Consider the following 19,701-nt stretch of genomic DNA (forward strand, 5'->3'; position numbering starts at 1 on the left):
TTTTATTTACGAAATCATCGGCTGTTTTTTTGTTGTAGAATATGAATATTTATTTCATTCTCAAAAGGGTTTTTCAAAATTGTAGAGAATTGTGACAACACAGAAAGCTGAATAAGAAGGAGATTTTTTCTACAGACTTACTAATATAAGGAGGACTGGAGATGAAGATTCGGATTGAATGGATTTACAAAACGTCTAAAGGAGCGGAAACTACCTTCCATTCTGAGGAAATGCCGGCTGCAAAGGCTCTACTATTTGCGGAAGACATGGAAAGGACTGGCCGTGTAAAAAGCGTCATATTTAATGACCAGTATGATAGCACGTGGACAGTCAAAGAGTTAAAGAGTTACTTGAAAGGAATAGAAACTGAACCGCATAATGTCACTGTCTATTTTGACGGAGGATTTGACCGTTCTACAAGTAGCTCGGGTTTAGGTTGTGTCATTTATTATGAGCAAAATGGGAAATCTTACAGGCTTCGACGAAATGCGCCTGCTACTGGTCTCATATCAAATAATGAGGCAGAATATGCGGCATTTTATTTGTGTTTAACTGAGCTTGAGCTGTTGGGCGTGCATCATTTGCCCGTTCGATTTATTGGTGATTCGCAAGTTGTGATTAATCATTTACGCGAGGAATGGCCAGTAATTGAAAAGGACTTGTTTAATTGGGCCGACAAAATTGACACGAAAATGAAGGAGCTTGGTTTGCAACCGGAATATGAACTGGTTCCGCGGAAATCCAATGGTGAAGCAGATCGATTAGCTACTCAGGCGCTAAATGGAATTGAAATTACAGCAACGAGTGAAGTAATGAGTGACTAGTAAATTAAATAATCGATCCAGTCATCGTGGAAATTGTGAGGTAATCAACTATTTAATGGTTGAGTATCTCGCTTTTTTATTTATATCGTATTTCACCAAGTTGATTTTTCGAAGCTTACCGCAGGATCAAGTGTGTGAATCGAGAGGTCAACGTCGCATAATGTAAATTATGTCGAATTTCACAATTTCAATGCCACGTATCGCGTGTCGAATATCGCAAGATCAAGTGCGAACGGCAAGATCAAGTGCGTGAATCGCAAGATCCAGTGTGAATCGCAAAATCGAGTGTGCGAATCGCAAGATAAAGTGCGCGAATAGCAAGATAAAGTGTGTGAATCGCAAGAGCAAGTGCGCATAACGCAAATTCCCCCCACTTCAGCCAGTGACTGGGTAGCGCTGGAGCGGAGATTAAAAATAACTAATTGATGAATGCCGTAAATAAAGCCTGCAACTAGATTGGCTAGTTGCAGGCTTTATTTAGTTTGTAGGAGAATGATTTGTATTCTCTTGTTTTGCTGGGGATTGGTTATTTTCTTCGGGAAAAGACTCTTCCTTTTTAGGAAGTTTCTTTTGTTGCGATTTTGGGAAAGCTTGTTTTGCCTCTGATTTTGAGTTGCTATCTTGTACGTTTTCATTATAATATTGAACGCTTGTCATCGAACCTTCTTCAACCATACGATTATCGTCTGGATCGTGGGGATCAGAGAACCCGGCTTTCGTCATTTGTGTCGGTTTATGCTTTTGCGAATGCATGTAAGAATTAGCTTTCGTTTTAGTGTTTTTTAATGACGTTTTTGCTTTCTCTCTGTTTTCGATTTTCTTGAAAAACATAATAGCGAAGGCAGTTATGCCACCCAATAAGAAAGATCGTTTAGTTCCTTTAAGCATGCTCATCACTCCCTATAGTTTATTGTTATAGTTTACCCACATACAAAAGGAGTCAAACATCTTTATATTAAAATTGGTTTAGTCTTGGTAAAAAAAGTTATGGGAAATATGCTCAAATTATTACAGGAGTGTTACTAGTGCCTGGCACCAGTAACACTCCTGTAATATTGTGTAGAATTGCTAGATTTCTATCTAGTTAGTCTGCGAAACGATATGAGTTTTTTCCGCTTACTTTTACTTCGTACATATTAGAATCTGCTTGTTTTAATAGTTCCGTTTTATCTGCACCATTTTGAGGACACTGGGCAATTCCAATACTAGGCGATATTTGGATTTCCTGATTCGAAATGAGGAAAGGATTTTGAAAAGCCTGTATTATCCTTTCCGCTACATTTATACAGTCTTGTTTATTTGAATTAGGTAATAGAATAGTAAATTCATCCCCACCCAATCTCGAAACGAAGTCATCTTCTCGGACATTACTACTCAAAAGGTTACTAACCTCTATCAATAGTTTATCTCCTGCATCGTGTCCAAGTTTGTCGTTAACACCCTTAAAACCGTCCAAATCCAAAAACATAACTGCAAAATTACTATTGGTTTCATTAAAATCTTCCCATAATTGTTCTAATTTATTTACGAAAGATCTTCTATTTGGGAGTTTCGTTAACTCATCATGATAAGCAAGTTCTTTTACTTCATGCTCTTGCGCATTTCTGCAAGTTACGTCTCTAGCGATTACTTCTCTAGCAGGACTGCCTTTATATTCAATTTTGGTAGTATTGATTTCTAAATCAATTATTTTACCATCTAATCTTTTTGCCTTAAAGGACTGATTTACGATAGAGTCTTTCCTACTTTTCATATTTGATAAAGAAATTGGATTTGGGTTAGAGGAATGGAATTGGATTAGATCCTCCCAGTTTTGTCCAATTAATTCATTAGGGCTTTCTGCACCAATTAATGCAGCGCTCGCTTGATTTGCATATATGATACTTGAATCTCTATGTATTATTATAGCTTCGGGGAATAAGTCAGTAAGGCGGCGATACTGTTTTTCTTCTTCTTTTGCTTTAACTATTGCTTTTTGACCTAAATAAAGAGCGTAAAATGTTAAGCCCAATTCAATGAAAGAAAAAACTGTATCAAGTACTAAGTTTATTAATTCATCATGTTTTACGGCTAAAAGTTCTATTAAACTATTATCAAAAATGTCTATGATCGAGAAAACGACCAGTAGAATTAAAATGACTTTAATATTTATTGCAACCTTTTTCAATTTTTTCTCCTTTAAATTAAAAGCTAGAAGTACAGTAAACTTAGCTATCTCATTGCTAGCTTTTTGATTATTTTGTGTTCATATTTTGTTGAGATAATTCTTTTAACTAATACTATCATATTTTTAGGTAATCTTTAAATAAAATGAAAACTTTATAACTATATTCAATTTACTCGATAGGTATTTAAAACTATTATATTTAAAATTCTGAAATGGTGAATAATAATTAAAAACATATTCAAGAAGACAAGATGCTGGTAATGAATGGAAATATAGTAACCGTAATGTAGTGTGTTTAGGGTAGCTTCGGAAGCAATATAGAAAGAATAGTTGTTAATAGTGTAGAGTAGATAGAGGAATCACAGAAAAGGAGAACTTAAAGCATGACAGGAAAAACACACATCGTAGGCGGTATTGCAGCAAGTCTTGCTTTTGCACAAATCTCAAATTATGATCCAGTTATTTTAGTTGGAGCAGGAGTCATAGGTGCATTAATTCCGGATATTTGCCACGGAGGTAGCACAATCGGCCGTAAGTTTCCATTTGTATCTAAAATGGTACATATTCTTTTTGGGCATCGATCTTTTACTCATAGTTTGTTGTTTTTATTATTAATGGGTGTTTTGTTAAACTCATTAGTAATAAATGAATCAGTAGTAGCAGGAGTTTTAGTTGGAATCATTAGTCATTTCATTTTGGACATGGCTACTAAAAACGGCATTAAATTGCTATATCCATTAAAAGTAACCGTGCGCTTGCCACTCACTACGAGAACTGGTGGTGCAATAGAGTATTTAGTATTTGCTACATTGTCCCTTCTGTCGGTCTATTTTGGATATGGAGCGTTTGCGGGGTATTTTTAAAATATGACTTGTAGATGAGTTTGTAAGCAGTTTGAGCTGTCCTAATAGAGGGCAGCTTTTTTGTATTTTACGAGTAGAAAATAGAATGGTTCAGGAGCTAGGGAAATAGTTTAGTAAATTGAATCAATTTAATTAATAGTATTTGAACATTGACTTTTTGTTAATTGGACCGAATCGACGAGGAAGCCTGGCCTCGCCCCGCAGAATCCTTTTACCTGCAAGGGAAAATTGAATAATTTGTAAGAAATCTTTAAAGCTATTTGCATTTATAGGTGTTCATTTGAATTATGAAATTGATTCCTAAAAAAATGAATTATTTTAATACAACACTAGTGATAATTAGATATGGACAGACATAACTTTATATGACAACTAACTTTCAAAAATTTTAGATACCGTACTAAAAAGTAGAAGTATATCTTGATTAAATAAATCAATATTTCGATTAATTTAATAAATAGAATATTCAATATTTTAGTGCTAATAAAATTTTTATAAGTTGGTAATTGCGCACAAAACTGCACTGTACGCAATTAGGGGAAAGGGGAAATGAGATTTGAAAAGATTAAAGTTTATGAAGTTTTTCAGCAGTATTCTTGTTTTTGTAATGGTGTTATCTTTGCTTTCACCGTTTACGGTATTTGCAAACGAAAATACATCATTACCGAATAGTCAAAGCAAGAGTAGTTTACTTGCAAAAGCAGCTATTGATGAACAATTAAGTTTATTAAATGGTGAGGCAACCCTTCACGAAGATTTGAAAGGGTTAAAAGGTGACAAAGAAATACCAGTTATCATTCATTTATCAGAAAGACCAGTAGCTCTTGAAAAAGGTATTGTAGAGTTAGCTGGGAAAAAATTCACGAGCTCTGATGCAGCTTCTGTGGAAAAGAAAGTAATCTCTCAGCAAAAGTCTGTAGAAAAAGAAATGAATGCAAAAAATATTTCATATAAAGAAGGTTATTCTTTCCATACTGTCTTGAATGGTTTTGGAGCAAGAGTAAAGGCAAGTGACTTAGAAAAGATTCTTGAAATCGATGGTGTCACTTTAATAGAGCCAGACGAAATAAGATTTGCACTCGACAATGAAGAATCTGCTAATGCTGATGCAATAAATGGGAATATTGGTGAAGCAAATAATACAAGTATTTCTTTTCTAGGTATTGAAAAAGTATGGGCAAAAGGATTCAAAGGGAAAGGGATTAAAGTTGGAGTAGTCGACACTGGAATTGATTACAAGCACCCTGAATTCGCTGGTGTATATAAAGGTGGGAAAAACTTTGTTCCTCATGATGGTGACTATGCGCGTCCACGTGATGACAATGATCCATATGAAACAGCTCCATTAGATCGGGATCCAAATAATCCAAATACTCCCCTGACACAAAATGGTAGCACATTCGCTACTTCTCATGGTACTCATGTATCGGGAACGATTGCAGGAATTGGAGCAAATGAATATAGAATTAGTGGTCTTTCTCCAGAAGTAGAATTACATGTTTACCGTGTTTTGGGTGCTTATGGAAGCGGGTACACATCTTGGGTTATTAGAGGAATCGAAGCGGCAGTACAAGAAGGAATGGATGTAATCAATTTATCTCTAGGTGGACCTTCTATGAGTTCGGTTACAGCTGACGCATTCGCAATTAACAATGCTATGCTAGCTGGAACAGTGGCGGCTGTGGCGACAGGAAACTCAGGATCTGCTCGTGGATCAATTGGTAGCCCAGCAACAGCTGCACTAGGTATTGGAGTAGGGAACTCGACTAATCCATCCATAACCGAAACAGGAGCAACATTATCCATAAAAGCGGAATCATACGACAAGTCGTATGACCTTAATTATATGGCATATAAATTTGGTGACAAACCAGGTGAACAACTTACTGGTGAGTATGATCTTGTAGCAGTTCCAAATGTTGGAGCACCTAAAGATTATGAAGGTCTTGACGTTAAAGGGAAAGTTGTACTTGTTTCCCGTGGGGATACAACATTCGCTGAAAAAATTGATGCAGCCAATAAAGCTGGAGCTATTGCAGTTATTATTCATAATAATGCAGGTACTGGATTGATAAATTCTAATCAGGGTTCTGGATTTGCCTTTATTACGACATTTGATATGTCCTTACCCGAAGGAACTTTACTAAGAGCTGCGCTTGCTTCAAAACCGGGAAAAATTTCATTTAGCAATTTTAAGAATACAGTATCTGGTGGAGACACGTTGAGCTCGTCAAGCTCACGAGGACCGACAAATCCAGATTTCGATATAAAACCAGATGTAGTGGCACCAGGTACGAATATAATGTCCACGATACCTATGTATGGAAAAGACGTTCCAGGAGCAGATTATAGCGGAGCATTTGCAAGAAAAACAGGTACTTCTATGGCGACGCCACATATTGCAGCTATTAGTGCGTTAATTCTTCAAGCGAATCCAACTTGGTCGCCATTTGATGTGAAAGTAGCTTTATCAAATACTGCAAAACTGTTAAGTACGACTTCGTATGACGTTTTTGCACAAGGGCCAGGACGTGTTCAACCTTATGAAGCTGCTTTCCCAACAGTTCTTGCTTATGCACTGGATAGTAATATAATTCAGAGAAAAGTGATGGAACACGAAAAAGGAACAGTAAGATTTGGAAAGTTAAGTGAGATATCTGAAAAAGACATTTCTGTAACAAAACAAATTCGTGTAGAAGACGTTGCAAAACTTGGCGGGGACTATACGGTTGATGTGCAAGTTACAAAAGCATTCACTGGGGCAACAGTTACTGTAAATAAACCAACCTTCACATTGAAAGGTTCGGAAATGATCGATGTAACATTGAAAGCACCAAAAACAGCGGTGTCTGCATCAGCTGAAATTCTTGGTTATATTTATATTAGAGGAAATGGAAAAGAAATTTCATTACCTTTTGCAGCAGAATTCACGCCAAATAACGTAAAAGCTGTTGGTGTATCCAGTGTTAAAGTAGCAAACTATGACTTATCATTTAATAGTGAAAGTACAAAAAAATCATCATCCGTATCAGGGGTATTAGGAGGGACTGGGACCACTAGATATGGAGAAATCTCCGTAGAACTATCAGACCTATTAAACAATGGAGATGAAATTGGAACAGTCTTCAATAAAGCAGGTTCGTTTACAAGTGGGCCAATTTCTTACCCGATTGATGGAAAATATACAAATGGTAGTGATGAAATTGTAAATATGCCTGACGGAGCTTATTCGCTAGCCATTTATGCATCAAATACTAGTGGTAGCACATGGTATGGCGATGCAGATCCAGAGCCATTATTCGTGAAAAGTACACTAGCAAAAATCGACACAGCGGAATCCCATGAAACTCTTAAATCCGAGTATCAGTTTAATGGAACAATTGTGGATGATTACATTAAATTTATTAAAGAACTAGTTGCTATTGGATATAAATTTGATGTAAATGAAAAACTGTCAGTATCGTACGAAGCACTTAACGCAAAAGGCGAAAAAATTGGTGACGGACCAGTTACTATTGAACAAGATGGTGTATTCTCCATCGATCTTGCAAACTTAACTGAAGGGGAAAACTCGGTCGTAATCAACATATCCGATGCGGCAAGTAATAAAGCGGAGTACAAATATACAATACTCGCGAAAAATACCGTTTCTTATTCAGTAAATACAGATAAACTTGGACTTCAAGTTGGGGATCAAGCGAATCTAACAGTTACGGAAAAAACAACAAAGTTAGATGGCACAACATCTGATAATGATGTGACTGCTCAAGCGACATTCGTGAGTTCGAATAATGCCATTGCGAAAGTAGAAAATGGTGTTGTAACTGCGGTAGCAGCAGGTGATGCAGTCATCGAGGTAAAATATAATAATGAATTGATTCAACAGGTTCACGTAGTAGTTTCAGAAGTACCTATCCCAGATGAAATTTCATTAACGGTAAATAATACGGAAGTAAAATTAACAGTAGGGGATACTGAACAGCTTACTGTAACAGAAGTGACTACTTCTGGTAATGGCGATTCGACAGAGAAAGACATAACAAAAGAAGCTAACTATGAAGTAGCAAATGAAAATATCGCTACGGTAGAAGACGGTTTAGTAACCGCAGTAGCAGCGGGAACAACTACCATTACAATTACCTATGGGGAATACGAAGCGATTGTAAACGTAACTGTAACAGATGAAGAAGTAATTCCGAATCCGGAACCAGTAGTGACATTAACTGTAGATAATCAAGAACTGAAATTAACAACTGGCCGTACAAATCAACTGAAAGTGACTGAAACTTCCAAACCTGCAGAAGGGGAAACGACAGTAAAAGACGTAACGGCAGAAGCAACCTACCAAGTTGCTGATGAAAAAATAGTTACAGTTGTAAAAGGCTTAGTCAATGCAAAAGCAAAAGGAACAACTACTATTACAATTACGCATGGTAAAAACCAAGTGGAAGTAAAGGTAACTGTAACAGATCCAGTAGTGAATCCAGGTACTGGGGGTGGTGGAGGATCATCGACCCCTACAACACCAACGACACCATCTCTACCAAATTTATGTGACGAAAATGCTAAATCTAGCTGTCTTCAAGTGAATAAAGCAACACCAATGTATATATTAGAAGATAATCGCTTGAAAAAAGTAGGGGAATTAGCAAAAGGGCAAAATGCAGCTGTGAAACAAGAAATTTCTCCTATGCTTGGTCTAGGTGGTGACATTTGGGTAGAGCGAACAGAAGCCATTTTTTACGAAACACCATCTAAAGAAATGATTGCTAAAAACCAATTGCCGGAGCAAGAACGTCCAAAACAAATCTGGAAAGGTCTTGAGTTACGTCCAGGTCAAATTGGTAAAGTTACCGTTCTTGAAGACACCGTCGTTTGGGAATCCATTGACAAAACAACAAAACTACCAAGAGTCTTGAAGAAAGGCGAACAATACCGAGTATACCGCTACGTTCCAGGCATGTACGAAATTAACGATCACCACTATATCGTACAAGGTTCAAACGTGAAATTCATCAAAAAATAATTAACGAATCGCTCCTAGTCATATTGATTTTATGACTAGGAGCGATTTGTCTTTTCACCAAACAATTGGAAAGTGTTCTTCATTGGTGAAAGTATAATTATGCGATATATATTCAAATTTTATTATCTGAAAGTTAAAAAAATATATATAAGATTTAAAAAAGTAAATTATGAAACATGAAAATATGTACATTAAAGTTGAAATTATGCGGATTGAGATGAATATTATTTTAAACAATCTCAAAAACATATAAATATTACGAAACTAGTAATAATTAGATGAGAATGAACATAACTTTATATGAAAGCCAATATTAATAACTTTTATATTTAATATTTTTAACTATTTAGCTGTTGGATATTGGTTATTTCACTACTGACTAAATTAGGGGAAGGGGAAAAGAGATTTGAAGAAATTAAAGTTTACGAAGTTCTCCAGTAGCATACTAGCTTTTGTGATGGTTCTGTCGTTGTTATCGCCATTCTCGGCGTCTGCAAACGAACAGCAGCCTTTACCTTTTAAAGCGAACACTCAAAGCGAGAGCCAATTACAAGTGAAAGCAGCTATTGAAGATCAATTAAATGTATTGAATAGTGGGCCAAGGCTTCACGAAGATTTAAAAAAGTTTTCAGGAAATGATGAAGTAGCTGTAATTGTTCATTTGTCTGAGAAACCAGTAGCACTTGAAAAAGGGATTAAGGAACTAGCGGGAAAATCGTTTTCTAGCGGCGAGGAGAAAAAGGTAAGAGATACCGTAAATGCACAACAGGCATTTATTAAAAAAGAAATGAGTAATAAAAAGATTTCTTTTAAAGAAGGTTTCTCGTATAACACAGTTTTGAATGGTTTTTCAGCAACTATTAAAGCTGATGACCTTCAAAAATTATTGGATATTAAAGGGGTTACCTTAATTGAGCCAGATACAATCATGTATGCTTTAGAAGACTCTAGCTCAACTGAACAGACTAAAATTGATAAAGCTGGACAAGTAGATGCGAAAATGAATACTAGTATTTCTTTCCTTGGCATTGAAAAGCTTTGGAATGAAGGAATTCAAGGACAAGGGATTAAAGTAGCTGTACTTGATACTGGAATTGATAAAGATCACCCAGAGTTTGCGGGAATATTTAAAGGTGGAAAGAACTTTATCCCGAACTCATCTGTCTATACAAGAAACCGTGCTGACAATGATGCTTCGGAAACTTCACCAGTGGAACGTCCAGCTGGAACACCTGAATTTAATGAGAAAGGTAGTGCGTTCTACACTTCTCACGGCACGCATGTTGCAGGTACAATCGCAGCAATTGGTGCGAATGGATACGGTATTAAAGGGATTGCACCTAAAGTAGATCTATATGCTTATCGCGTACTTGGAGCATATGGAAGTGGGTCTTCTTCAGGTATCGTAAAAGCGATTGACACCGCTGTAATTGAAAAGATGGATGTTATCAACTTATCTCTAGGTGGGGGATCAAACTCTGAAACCGATGCAGGAGCCTTTGCGATCAACAACGCAATGATGGCTGGAACAATTGGTGTACTTGCAACTGGTAACGATGGGCCTAATCGAGGGACAATTTCTCCTCCTGCTACATCGCGTTTAGGAATTGCAGTTGGAAACACAACGAACCCAGAAACAATGTACAACGGAGAAGTAAAAGTTACGGTTGGTGCCTATAATCTTACTAAACAACTGCAATTGATGGGCACAACTTTTGGGAAAGATTTAGCAACACAACTTCAAGGCGAATTTGACGTAGTTGCAGTTCCTGGAAACGGAGAAGCAAAAGATTATGTTGGACTCGATGTAAAGGGAAAAGTTGCACTGATTTCACGAGGTAGTATTGCATTTGTCGATAAAATTGCGTATGCAAAAGCGAATGGAGCAGTAGCGACTATTATCCATAACTTTGCTGGTGGTACGAATGCCCCAAATGCATCAGGAGTATTCCTTGGTGACTCATTCGAATTTGTTCCAACATTTGATATGTCCCAAACAGATGGAGATGCAATTAGAGCAGCATTAAAAAATGGAACAGGAAAAGTTTCGTTTGGTAATTTTAAATCTACTAAAACACTTGGGGATGATGTAAACGATTCAAGTTCTCGTGGACCGACTACTCCAAACTTCGATATCAAGCCAGATGTAAGTGCACCTGGTACGAATATTATGTCAACAATTCCAATGTACAAAGCAGATTTCCCAAATGCTGTTTACAATGAGGCATATGACCGCAAAACGGGAACATCGATGGCTACACCGCATATCACTGGGATCGCAGCGCTTGTTAAACAAGCAAACCCTAGTTGGAATGCATTCGATGTAAAAGTAGCACTTTCTAATACAGCGAAACTTCTTAATACAGCAAAATATGATGTATTTGCGCAAGGTGCTGGACGTGTAGACGCGTATGCAGCAGCTCGACCAAATGTTCTTGCTTATGCACTTGATAAAGCAGTTTTAGATAGCAAAGGTACAATTGTAGATAACTTAAAAGGAACTGTTACATTCGGTCCACAACCAGTAACACAAAATATTTCTGTTACGAAACAAATTCTTGTAAAAGATTTGAAGGGTAGCGGTGGAGATTATAATGTGACAGTGGATACTACCAAGACATTTGGTAATGCCAAAGTGACTGTTGACAAACCGACATTCACATTATCTGGTCAACAAATGTTAAATGTTACGTTAACTGCTTCAAAAGCTACGGCTCCAAAAGGGTCAGAAATACTAGGATATATCCGTATTAACGGTGGAGGATCCGAAATTTCATTGCCATTTGCAGCTGACTTAACTACCGTAGTTCCAATAGAAATTACTAATATGAAAATAACGGAAACAGATCTATCCTTTAACGGAGACGGTGTGAAAGATTCAGCTGTGCTTTCATTCACGCTGACCGGCAATGTAGCAACCAACTATATCGAAATATGGGATATCATGAATCCTGATGGTGGAGAATACGAAGATGGCTACATTGGTTACCTACACGCTGCTTCTTCACTTGCAAAAGGTTCCTATACGCTAACTGTTGCTGGGCAGTATAAACCATGGGGCAGTGCACCTGCAACAACGATTCCAGATGGTTTATATACGATTGACTTTTCGGCAAATTCAACTACTGGACCTCTTGGTGCCTACGTTGGACCGATTGTCGTTAAAACAACGAAACCGGAAATTGCAGGCTCTGTTAAAGATGGAGTAGCAACAGGGAAAGTAACAGACAAATATATCCGTTATAACGAAGAATTAGCTTTATATGATATGGATTTTGATTTAAATGAAAAACTACACGCTTCTTATGTTACAACACAAAAAGGTGAAACGGCAGCAGCTGTGAACTTCGATTTGGCACAAGACGGATCGTTCTCATTCCCTGTAACGAAGCAAACTGATTCTGTGAAAGTAGTGATTAGAGATGAAGCGGGCAATGTTGGCGAAGCGTTAATTTATGAAAAAGAAGTAACAGAACCTATAGTGACACTGGCTGTTGACCAAACAAAACTTGCATTAACAACAGGTGATACTGCGCAACTAAAAGTTACAGAAGTAACGACTTCGGATGATGAAGAACCAACAGTAGTAGACGTAACAGGTGATGCAGAGTATAAAGTAGATGATGAAAATATTGTAACAGTATCCAAAGGTTTAGTTACTGCAGTAGCAGAAGGCTCAACAACAATCACAATAAATTACGGTGGTAAAGATGTTGTAGTCGAAGTAACGGTAAAAGAGGAAGAAGTAGATCCAGGTACTCCAGAACCAGGTGTGACACTATCGGTAAATAAAACGGAACTTTCATTAACAACAGGAGCTACTGAGCAACTTACAGTTACAAAAGTAACAACTCCAGAAGAGGGAGAACCAGTACTAGAAGATGTAACAAAAGAAGCAAGCTATGAAGTAGCGGATAAAGAGATCGCTTCGGTAGAAGACGGTTTAGTAACAGCAAAAGCAGAAGGAACAACAACTATTAAGATTACACTTGGTGAAATTGAAGCGAGTGTAAACGTAACTGTAAAAAATACAGAAGTAGATCCTCCAGTAGTTACTTTAGAAGTAGATAAACAAGACATTAAATTAACAACTGGCAAGGGAATTCAACTGGCAGTGAAAGAAACGTCAACACCAAAAGTTGGGGAACCAACAGTAAAAGACGTAACTGCAGAAGCAACGTACGACGTTGCCGATTCAAAAGTGGCAACAGTTGTAAAAGGATTAGTTAAAGCAAATGCAAAAGGAACGACTACCATTAAGATTACACATGGTAAGAACACAGTGGAAGTAAAAGTAACTGTAACAGACCCTGCTGTATATCCAGGTCCTGGTGGCGGAGGCGGATATACACCACCAACAACACCAACGACACCATCTCTACCAAATTTATGTGACGAGAATGCTAAATCTAGTTGTCTTCAAGTGAATAAAGCAACACCTATGTATATATTAGAAGATAATCGCTTGAAAAAAGTAGGTGAAGCAGCCAAAGGACAAAATTTACCTGTTAAACAAGAAATTTCTCCAATGCTTGGACTAGGCGGAAACATCTGGTTAGAAAGAACGGCAGCCATTTCTTACGAAACACCATCGAAAGATATGATTGCTAAAAACCAATTGCCGGAGCAAGAACGTCCAAAACAAATCTGGAAAGGTCTTGAATTACGTCCAGGTCAAATTGGTAAAGTTACTATTCTTGAAGACACTGTTGTTTGGGAATCCATTGACAAAACAACGAAGCTACCAAGAGTCTTGAAGAAGGGCGAACAATATCGAGTGTATCGATATGTTCCAGGCATGTATCAAGTTAGTGATCAACACTATATCGTGCAAGACTCAAATGTAAAATTCATCAAAAAATAATTAACGAATCGCTCCTAGTCATATTAATTATGACTAGGAGCGATTTGTTTTTTCGAAACAGATACTAGTTCTGTTAAAAAAAGGATGGAAAATGAGTAGAAAAGAATAGATTCTGTATAAAGTGGTGCCAGTACTCTTAAATATATTTTGTGTAATCTATTACATTTTCAAATAATTAACTTTTTTTAGGTTTATAAGTTTTAATCTCTTGTAATATAATTGTAATATTTAAATGTAAAAAATATATTTAAAATAATCTGATAATATGTTAAATTCAATATTGCCACGCTATTTGGATTATTTTACATCTAATGGAGTGAACTAGAATATAAGGGGGAAATAATTTGTTGAAATTTAGAAGAATTTTACTTATGGCATTAATCTTTATGTTGTCATTTAGTAACGTTGCATTCGGAATGGGGACGGTTTCTAATGCGAAGAGTAAGATTAACTTGTCTACACTTCAATTACAAAAACCTGAACATAATATTCCAGAAAGATTAGTAGATCCAGAAAATCCAGACGAAAAAGTTCGGATTATTGTAGAGCTTAATAATGCTCCAACAATTGAAAAAGCAACAAAAAAAGGTGTACTTTATAAGGAATTAAACTCTTCAGATCGTAAGAGTTTAGAAGCAACTGTTACAAAAGAACAAGTTGATGTACAAAGTACTATTACACAAGAAGCACCAACCATTGAATACTTAGAAAGTTTTACAACTGTCTTCAATGGTTTTTCTGCTGAGGTTGAAGCGAAATATGTAGATCAAATAGCATCTCTTCCAGGTGTAAAAGCTGTCTATGAGTCTACTGAATACGATCGCCCAACTGAAAAACCAGAGATGATTTATTCAAAAGAATTGGTACAAGCACAACGCGCTTGGAATGAATACGGAGTCAAAGGCGAAGGTATGGTAGTAGGTATTATCGATACCGGTATCGACCCAAGTCATAAAGACATGATCTTAACAGATAATTCAAAAGGGATAATTACACAAGCAAAAGTAAATCAGCTATTAGCTGATGGAACAATTGAAAATGGCCAATTTTATACAGCAAAAGTGCCGTTTGGTTATAACTATATGGACGGTAATAACCAAATATTAGACCTTGGACCTGATGCTTCTATGCACGGTATGCACGTAGCTGGTACTGTAGGAGCAAATGGTAATGAACAAAACGGTGGAATAAAAGGAGTTGCACCGGAAGCACAACTTTTAGCGTTAAAAGTTTTCGGTAATGATCCTGGATATCCATCAACTTTTGGAGACATTTATGTTAAAGCTATTGATGATGCGATTAAACTTGGAGCGGATGTCCTAAATATGTCTTTAGGCTCGACTGCAGGTTTTGTGGATGCAAGTAATCCAGAGCAACAAGCAGTAAAAAGAGCAACCGATAATGGAGTTCTAGTTGCAATTTCAGCTGGTAACTCAAATATGTTCGGTTCTGGAACATTTTATCCGTATGCTGAAAATCAAGATTATGGGCTAACGGGAGCTCCGAGTGTATCTTATAATTCTTTTGGTGTTGCTTCATTTGAAAATAGTGTAATCACTGCATATAGTTTCGATTATCAATTTGATAAAGTAAAAGCTGGTAATGCAATGTATTTACTAGCAAATGATGCAGATCCAATGAAAACTCTAGCAAAACCTACTGCAATATTGGACGCAGGTATTGGAAATCCTCAAGACTTTGTAGGGAAAGATTTCAAAGGCAAAATTGCTTTAATTAGTCGTGGTACTATTGATTTTGTTACTAAAGGAAAAAATGCACAAGCTGCAGGTGCAATAGGGGTTATTATTTATAATAACGCATCGGGAACAATTAATATGGCAACGGATCCTACGATTAAAATTCCTTATATGTTTGCACTTCAAACAGATGGATTGAAATTAAAAGCAGCATTAGATAGTGGTAAAGCTGTTACTGTTTCATTTGAAGGGAATTTTGTTGAAACTCCGAATACAAATGCTGGAAAAATGAGTGATTTCACTTCTTGGGGTCCTACTCCAAACCTAGATTTCAAGCCGGAAATTACAGCTCCAGGTGGAAACATTTTCTCAACATTAAATAACGATAAATATGGTTTAATGAGTGGTACTTCTATGGCAGCACCACATGTTTCTGGAGGTACGGCACTAATCTTAGAACGTGTGAATAAAGAATTTAAATTAACAGGATATAACAGAGTTCAAATGGCGAAGAACTTATTAATGAATACATCGAAACCTGTAGAGTTTAAAAAAGGTGAATTTGTATCACCTCGTCGTCAAGGTGCTGGATTAATGCAACTTGCGAATGCACTTTCTACAGATGTTGTCGTTACTAATAAGGCAACGGGTGAAGGAAAAGTTGCGCTTAAAGAAATTCAAAATAACAAAATTTCCTTCACATTAGAAGCAAAGAACTTTTCTAAAAATGAGAAAACGTATGATGTCAAGGTTGCAGTACAAACGGATAACGTTGCAAAAGCAAGTGGTGTAATGGTGACTGTACCGAATCAAATTGGTTCGATTGTTGTAACTAACGATGTTTCAATAAAAACATTAGATAAATTAGTAATTCCAGCAAATAGTACCAAGACATTTGATGTAGAAATTGATATAGCAGACCTTGAAGAGCTAAAGGAATATTTCACAAACGGTTTCTTCGTTGACGGTTTTGTTACATTGACTGATTCGAATGAAGCTATTACTGGCAACGTTCCATTAACTGTTCCGTTCTTCGGATTCAACGGCAAATGGGATGAAGCTCCAATCTTTGATTACTTTGCATGGGACGACATGTCATATTGGGGATACACTGCATTAGCAGATGAACAAGGAAACTTTATTGATGGTGGAGGAAATTTTGACTCAACTCGTTTTGGTTTCTCTCCAAACGGGGATGGAGTTCGTGACAAAGCTATCCCAGTATTCTCCCTATTCCGTAATGCGAAAGAGTTAAAAGTACAAGTATTAGATAGTACAGGAAAAGTGGTTCGTACAATACGTACCGCAAAAGATCGTACAAAACACTATATTGATTCTGCAAAAATTCCACCTTACACGTATAGTTCAAATTATGCTTGGGATGGAAAGATTAATAACAAACTTGCTGCTGATGGGGATTACTTCATCCAAGTAAGTGCTGTAATTGATTTTGAAGGTGCCAACTGGCAATCTATCAAATTCCCAGTAAAAGTAGATACTATTGCACCAACAGCTGAAGTTACATTTGACCAAGAAACAAATAAAGTATCAGTTTCTGACTTTAAAGATAATGAAGGCGGTACTGGAGCAGATTATTGGGAAGTATATGTTAATGGACAATTAATATCAAGTACACTTTCTGTTGACACAAATGAATTTGTGATTGATACACCTTTAATAAATAAAGACCGTGTTACAGTAAAAGTTGTGGACGCAGCACAAAACTCTACCGATTATAAGTTTGCAATTACAAGTGGAGAAGAAGAAACAACGCATCCTGTCATTTTTATCACGAGCCCAGAGTTCCATGATGCTTATAATACGAGTGAAGTTGAAGTAAACGGTTATATAGAAGACGATTCAAATATTGTTTCTGTTACAGTAAACGGTGAAGAAGCAGAATTTGATGGAGTGAACTTCTCTCATACTTTGACTTTAGAAGACGGAGTGAAAGATATAAGAGTAGCAGCAATCGACGAATTTGGTAATGAAATGCAGATTACACGTAAAATATTTGTCGATACTCAAGTTCCAACCATTTCTGTTAAGAATAATTACCCAAGTAGTACAACAAAAGACACTGTGAAAGTTAGTGTAAATATTGGGGATAACTTCGATCAAATTCGTTTGTTAGTGAATGGAGATGAAAGATACTCTCGTGAACTTTCTGAGCCTTATGCGATGAACGGATTTAATAAAAACTTAGATCTTGATCTTGCCCTTGTAGATGGCGATAATGAATTTACTTTTGAAGTGGAAGATTTAGTTGGTCATATTTCTTCACAAACTATTACTATTAAAAAGACAAAAGTAGTGGTTGTTAATCCAGGTGGCGGTGGTGGTTCAGATTCTGGATCAGGTTCAGTTGGTCCAGCACCAACTAACCCAACAACTCCAGCTCAACCAATTTCATGTGACGACAGTAAAACGAGCTGTCTTCAAGTGAACAAAACAACACCTTTGTACGTATTAGAAAATAATCGCTTGAAAAAAGTAGGAGAAGTAGTAAAAGGACAAAATGCTTCTATTAAACAAGAAATTTCTCCGATGCTTGGATTAGGAGGAAACATCTGGGTGGAAAGAACAGCGGCAATTTCTTATGAAACACCATCAAAAGAAATGCTTGCTAAAAACCAATTACCAGAGAACAAACGTCCAAAACAAATGTGGAAAGGCCTCGAGCTAGCTCCAGGTCAAGTTGGTAAAGTTACTGTTTTAGAAGACACAGTTATTTGGGAATCCATTGACAAAACAACAAAACTACCAAGAATCTTGAAAAAAGGTGAACAATACCGTGTATATCGCTTTGTTCCAGGTATGTACCAAACAACTGACAATCAATATATCGTGCAAGATTCAAACGTAGTACTAATCAAAAAATAAATAAAATTATTATCATTAAAAGAGGCGTTCCTAGCGAAATTAATTGACCTAGGAGCGCCTTTTTATTACCAATACATTACTTGTGCCAGGCACCGTAATATATTGGTAATATTTAATAATGCTATTTATAGAATTAAAAAATCTCCTTCAGCTCGTTTGAGCCTGAAGGAGATTTTTTGTAGAAAAACGGTTTTCAATTAAAGTAATTGGTTAACTAAGAAGTATGCACCGGCTATTACAATTACCGCAGAAAGAACTTGTACCAATTTCAACGAGTTTTTCTGTTTGTGTAAATAGAATAGTATAGGTAGGCATATCAAGACAATTGAAAGTTGAATGACTTCAATACCAACATTGAAACTAACTAGAGCAATTGCTAAGTGACTTTTTGGTAAAGCCATTTCTTTTAATAAATCTGCAAATCCTAAACCGTGAATTAGCCCAAACGCGAAGGTAATACCCCAACGGTGTTGAATTTTCTTGCGGAAGATGTTTTCCAATGCGACATAAACAATACTTAATGCAATGACAGATTCTACAAATAATGATGGTAGATTTACGATATCCAACACCGATAAGCTTAGTGTAATACTATGCGCAACCGTGAATGCAGTGACAATTCCAATATATTGCTTCAATGTTTGTTTTCTTAAAAGTAATGCAATTAAAAATAAAAGATGATCGTAACCTGTTAGTATGTGAAGCATTCCTAATTTGAAAAATGAAAACCAAGAAGAATTAGATTTGTGAACAGGAGTAGGTGTACTTACATTTCCTTCGCCCTGTGGAATTTGTTCCTCAGCAAGGAGCATTGTCCAACTTCGTTCACTACCTTGTAAAACAGCTTCTGTTTTTTGGTCTCCAAATGCAACTGTTACAAGGTTAACGTAGTTTGTATTCGAATCATTCACATAAAAGCCGTCCGTTAAAATAATTGTATCCCCTGACAAGAAGCCTTCAAATGTAAAAGTCAATTTAAGAAATTGCTTATTATCTTTTTCCACTAGCTCCATCTTTTCAAGAGTAGGTGTCATTTCATGTGCACCCTTATCAAGTGCAAGTGATTCGGTAACAAGTTCTTCTAAATGGTGCTCGTTTTCATCCAGTTCACTTTTTTCTAGTTTGCCGTCTTTGTTTAAATCTACATCTTCCATTAGTTCAATGATCGACTGCGTATCGATAATAAACGTCATTTCCGTTTTCTCAGCGGTTATTTTCAAATCTGTATAGCTAGCACTATACGGATGGGCGAATGTAGAAAGTGGTGCTACAGTCATGAATAATAGAAAAATGATGAGTGAAAAAAATGTAAGCTTTTTTCGACTACTTGTACCAGTTTTTATTATCAAAATAATTCCTCCTAGTGCTATTCAAGAA

The 19,701-nt window shown here is 36.6% G+C and carries 8 protein-coding genes; 5 read left to right on the plus strand and 3 right to left on the minus strand.

The features are described from left to right. The first annotated feature begins 161 nt into the window (after window positions 1-161). Window positions 162-824, plus strand: coding sequence for a ribonuclease H family protein (locus tag ACFVR1_RS07210; RefSeq protein WP_387582297.1), 663 nt, complete (start codon window positions 162-164; stop codon window positions 822-824). A gap of 477 nt (window positions 825-1,301) precedes the next feature. On the opposite strand, the gene ACFVR1_RS07215 is transcribed toward ACFVR1_RS07210, so the two are convergent. Next, entirely contained in the window at window positions 1,302-1,712 is a 411-nt protein-coding gene (locus tag ACFVR1_RS07215) for a hypothetical protein (protein WP_387582299.1), read from the minus strand. Window positions 1,713-1,908: 196 nt separating this feature from the next. Beyond that, complete coding sequence (locus ACFVR1_RS07220) at window positions 1,909-2,991, minus strand: diguanylate cyclase domain-containing protein (RefSeq protein ID WP_387582301.1); 1,083 nt, start codon at window positions 2,989-2,991, stop codon at window positions 1,909-1,911. Window positions 2,992-3,374: 383 nt separating this feature from the next. On the opposite strand from ACFVR1_RS07220, the gene ACFVR1_RS07225 reads away from it, so the two are divergent. From ACFVR1_RS07225 to ACFVR1_RS07240, 4 genes are all read left to right on the plus strand, one after another. Continuing rightward, on the plus strand, window positions 3,375-3,854 hold the full coding sequence (locus ACFVR1_RS07225; RefSeq protein WP_387582304.1) for a metal-dependent hydrolase: 480 nt from the start codon (window positions 3,375-3,377) through the stop codon (window positions 3,852-3,854). Between the two features lie 556 nt (window positions 3,855-4,410). Then, window positions 4,411-8,880: a S8 family serine peptidase gene (locus tag ACFVR1_RS07230; protein WP_387582307.1), complete on the plus strand. Its 4,470-nt coding sequence runs from the start codon at window positions 4,411-4,413 to the stop codon at window positions 8,878-8,880. Window positions 8,881-9,286: 406 nt separating this feature from the next. Continuing rightward, window positions 9,287-13,744 carry a S8 family serine peptidase gene (locus tag ACFVR1_RS07235; RefSeq protein ID WP_387582309.1) on the plus strand — a complete coding sequence of 1,486 codons (4,458 nt, stop codon included), beginning with the start codon at window positions 9,287-9,289 and terminating at the stop codon, window positions 13,742-13,744. 344 nt (window positions 13,745-14,088) lie between these two features. Next, a complete protein-coding gene (locus ACFVR1_RS07240) occupies window positions 14,089-18,324 on the plus strand; it encodes a S8 family serine peptidase (protein WP_387582311.1) in 4,236 nt (1,411 codons plus the stop codon). Window positions 18,325-18,521: 197 nt separating this feature from the next. Here ACFVR1_RS07240 and ACFVR1_RS07245 read toward each other — a convergent pair whose 3' ends face one another. Next, window positions 18,522-19,673: a HupE/UreJ family protein gene (locus ACFVR1_RS07245; protein WP_387582314.1), complete on the minus strand. Its 1,152-nt coding sequence runs from the start codon at window positions 19,671-19,673 to the stop codon at window positions 18,522-18,524. Between the last annotated feature and the right edge of the window lie 28 nt (window positions 19,674-19,701).

It is taken from the genome of Psychrobacillus sp. NPDC058041 (assembly GCF_042885655.1).
Taxonomy (GTDB): domain Bacteria; phylum Bacillota; class Bacilli; order Bacillales_A; family Planococcaceae; genus Psychrobacillus.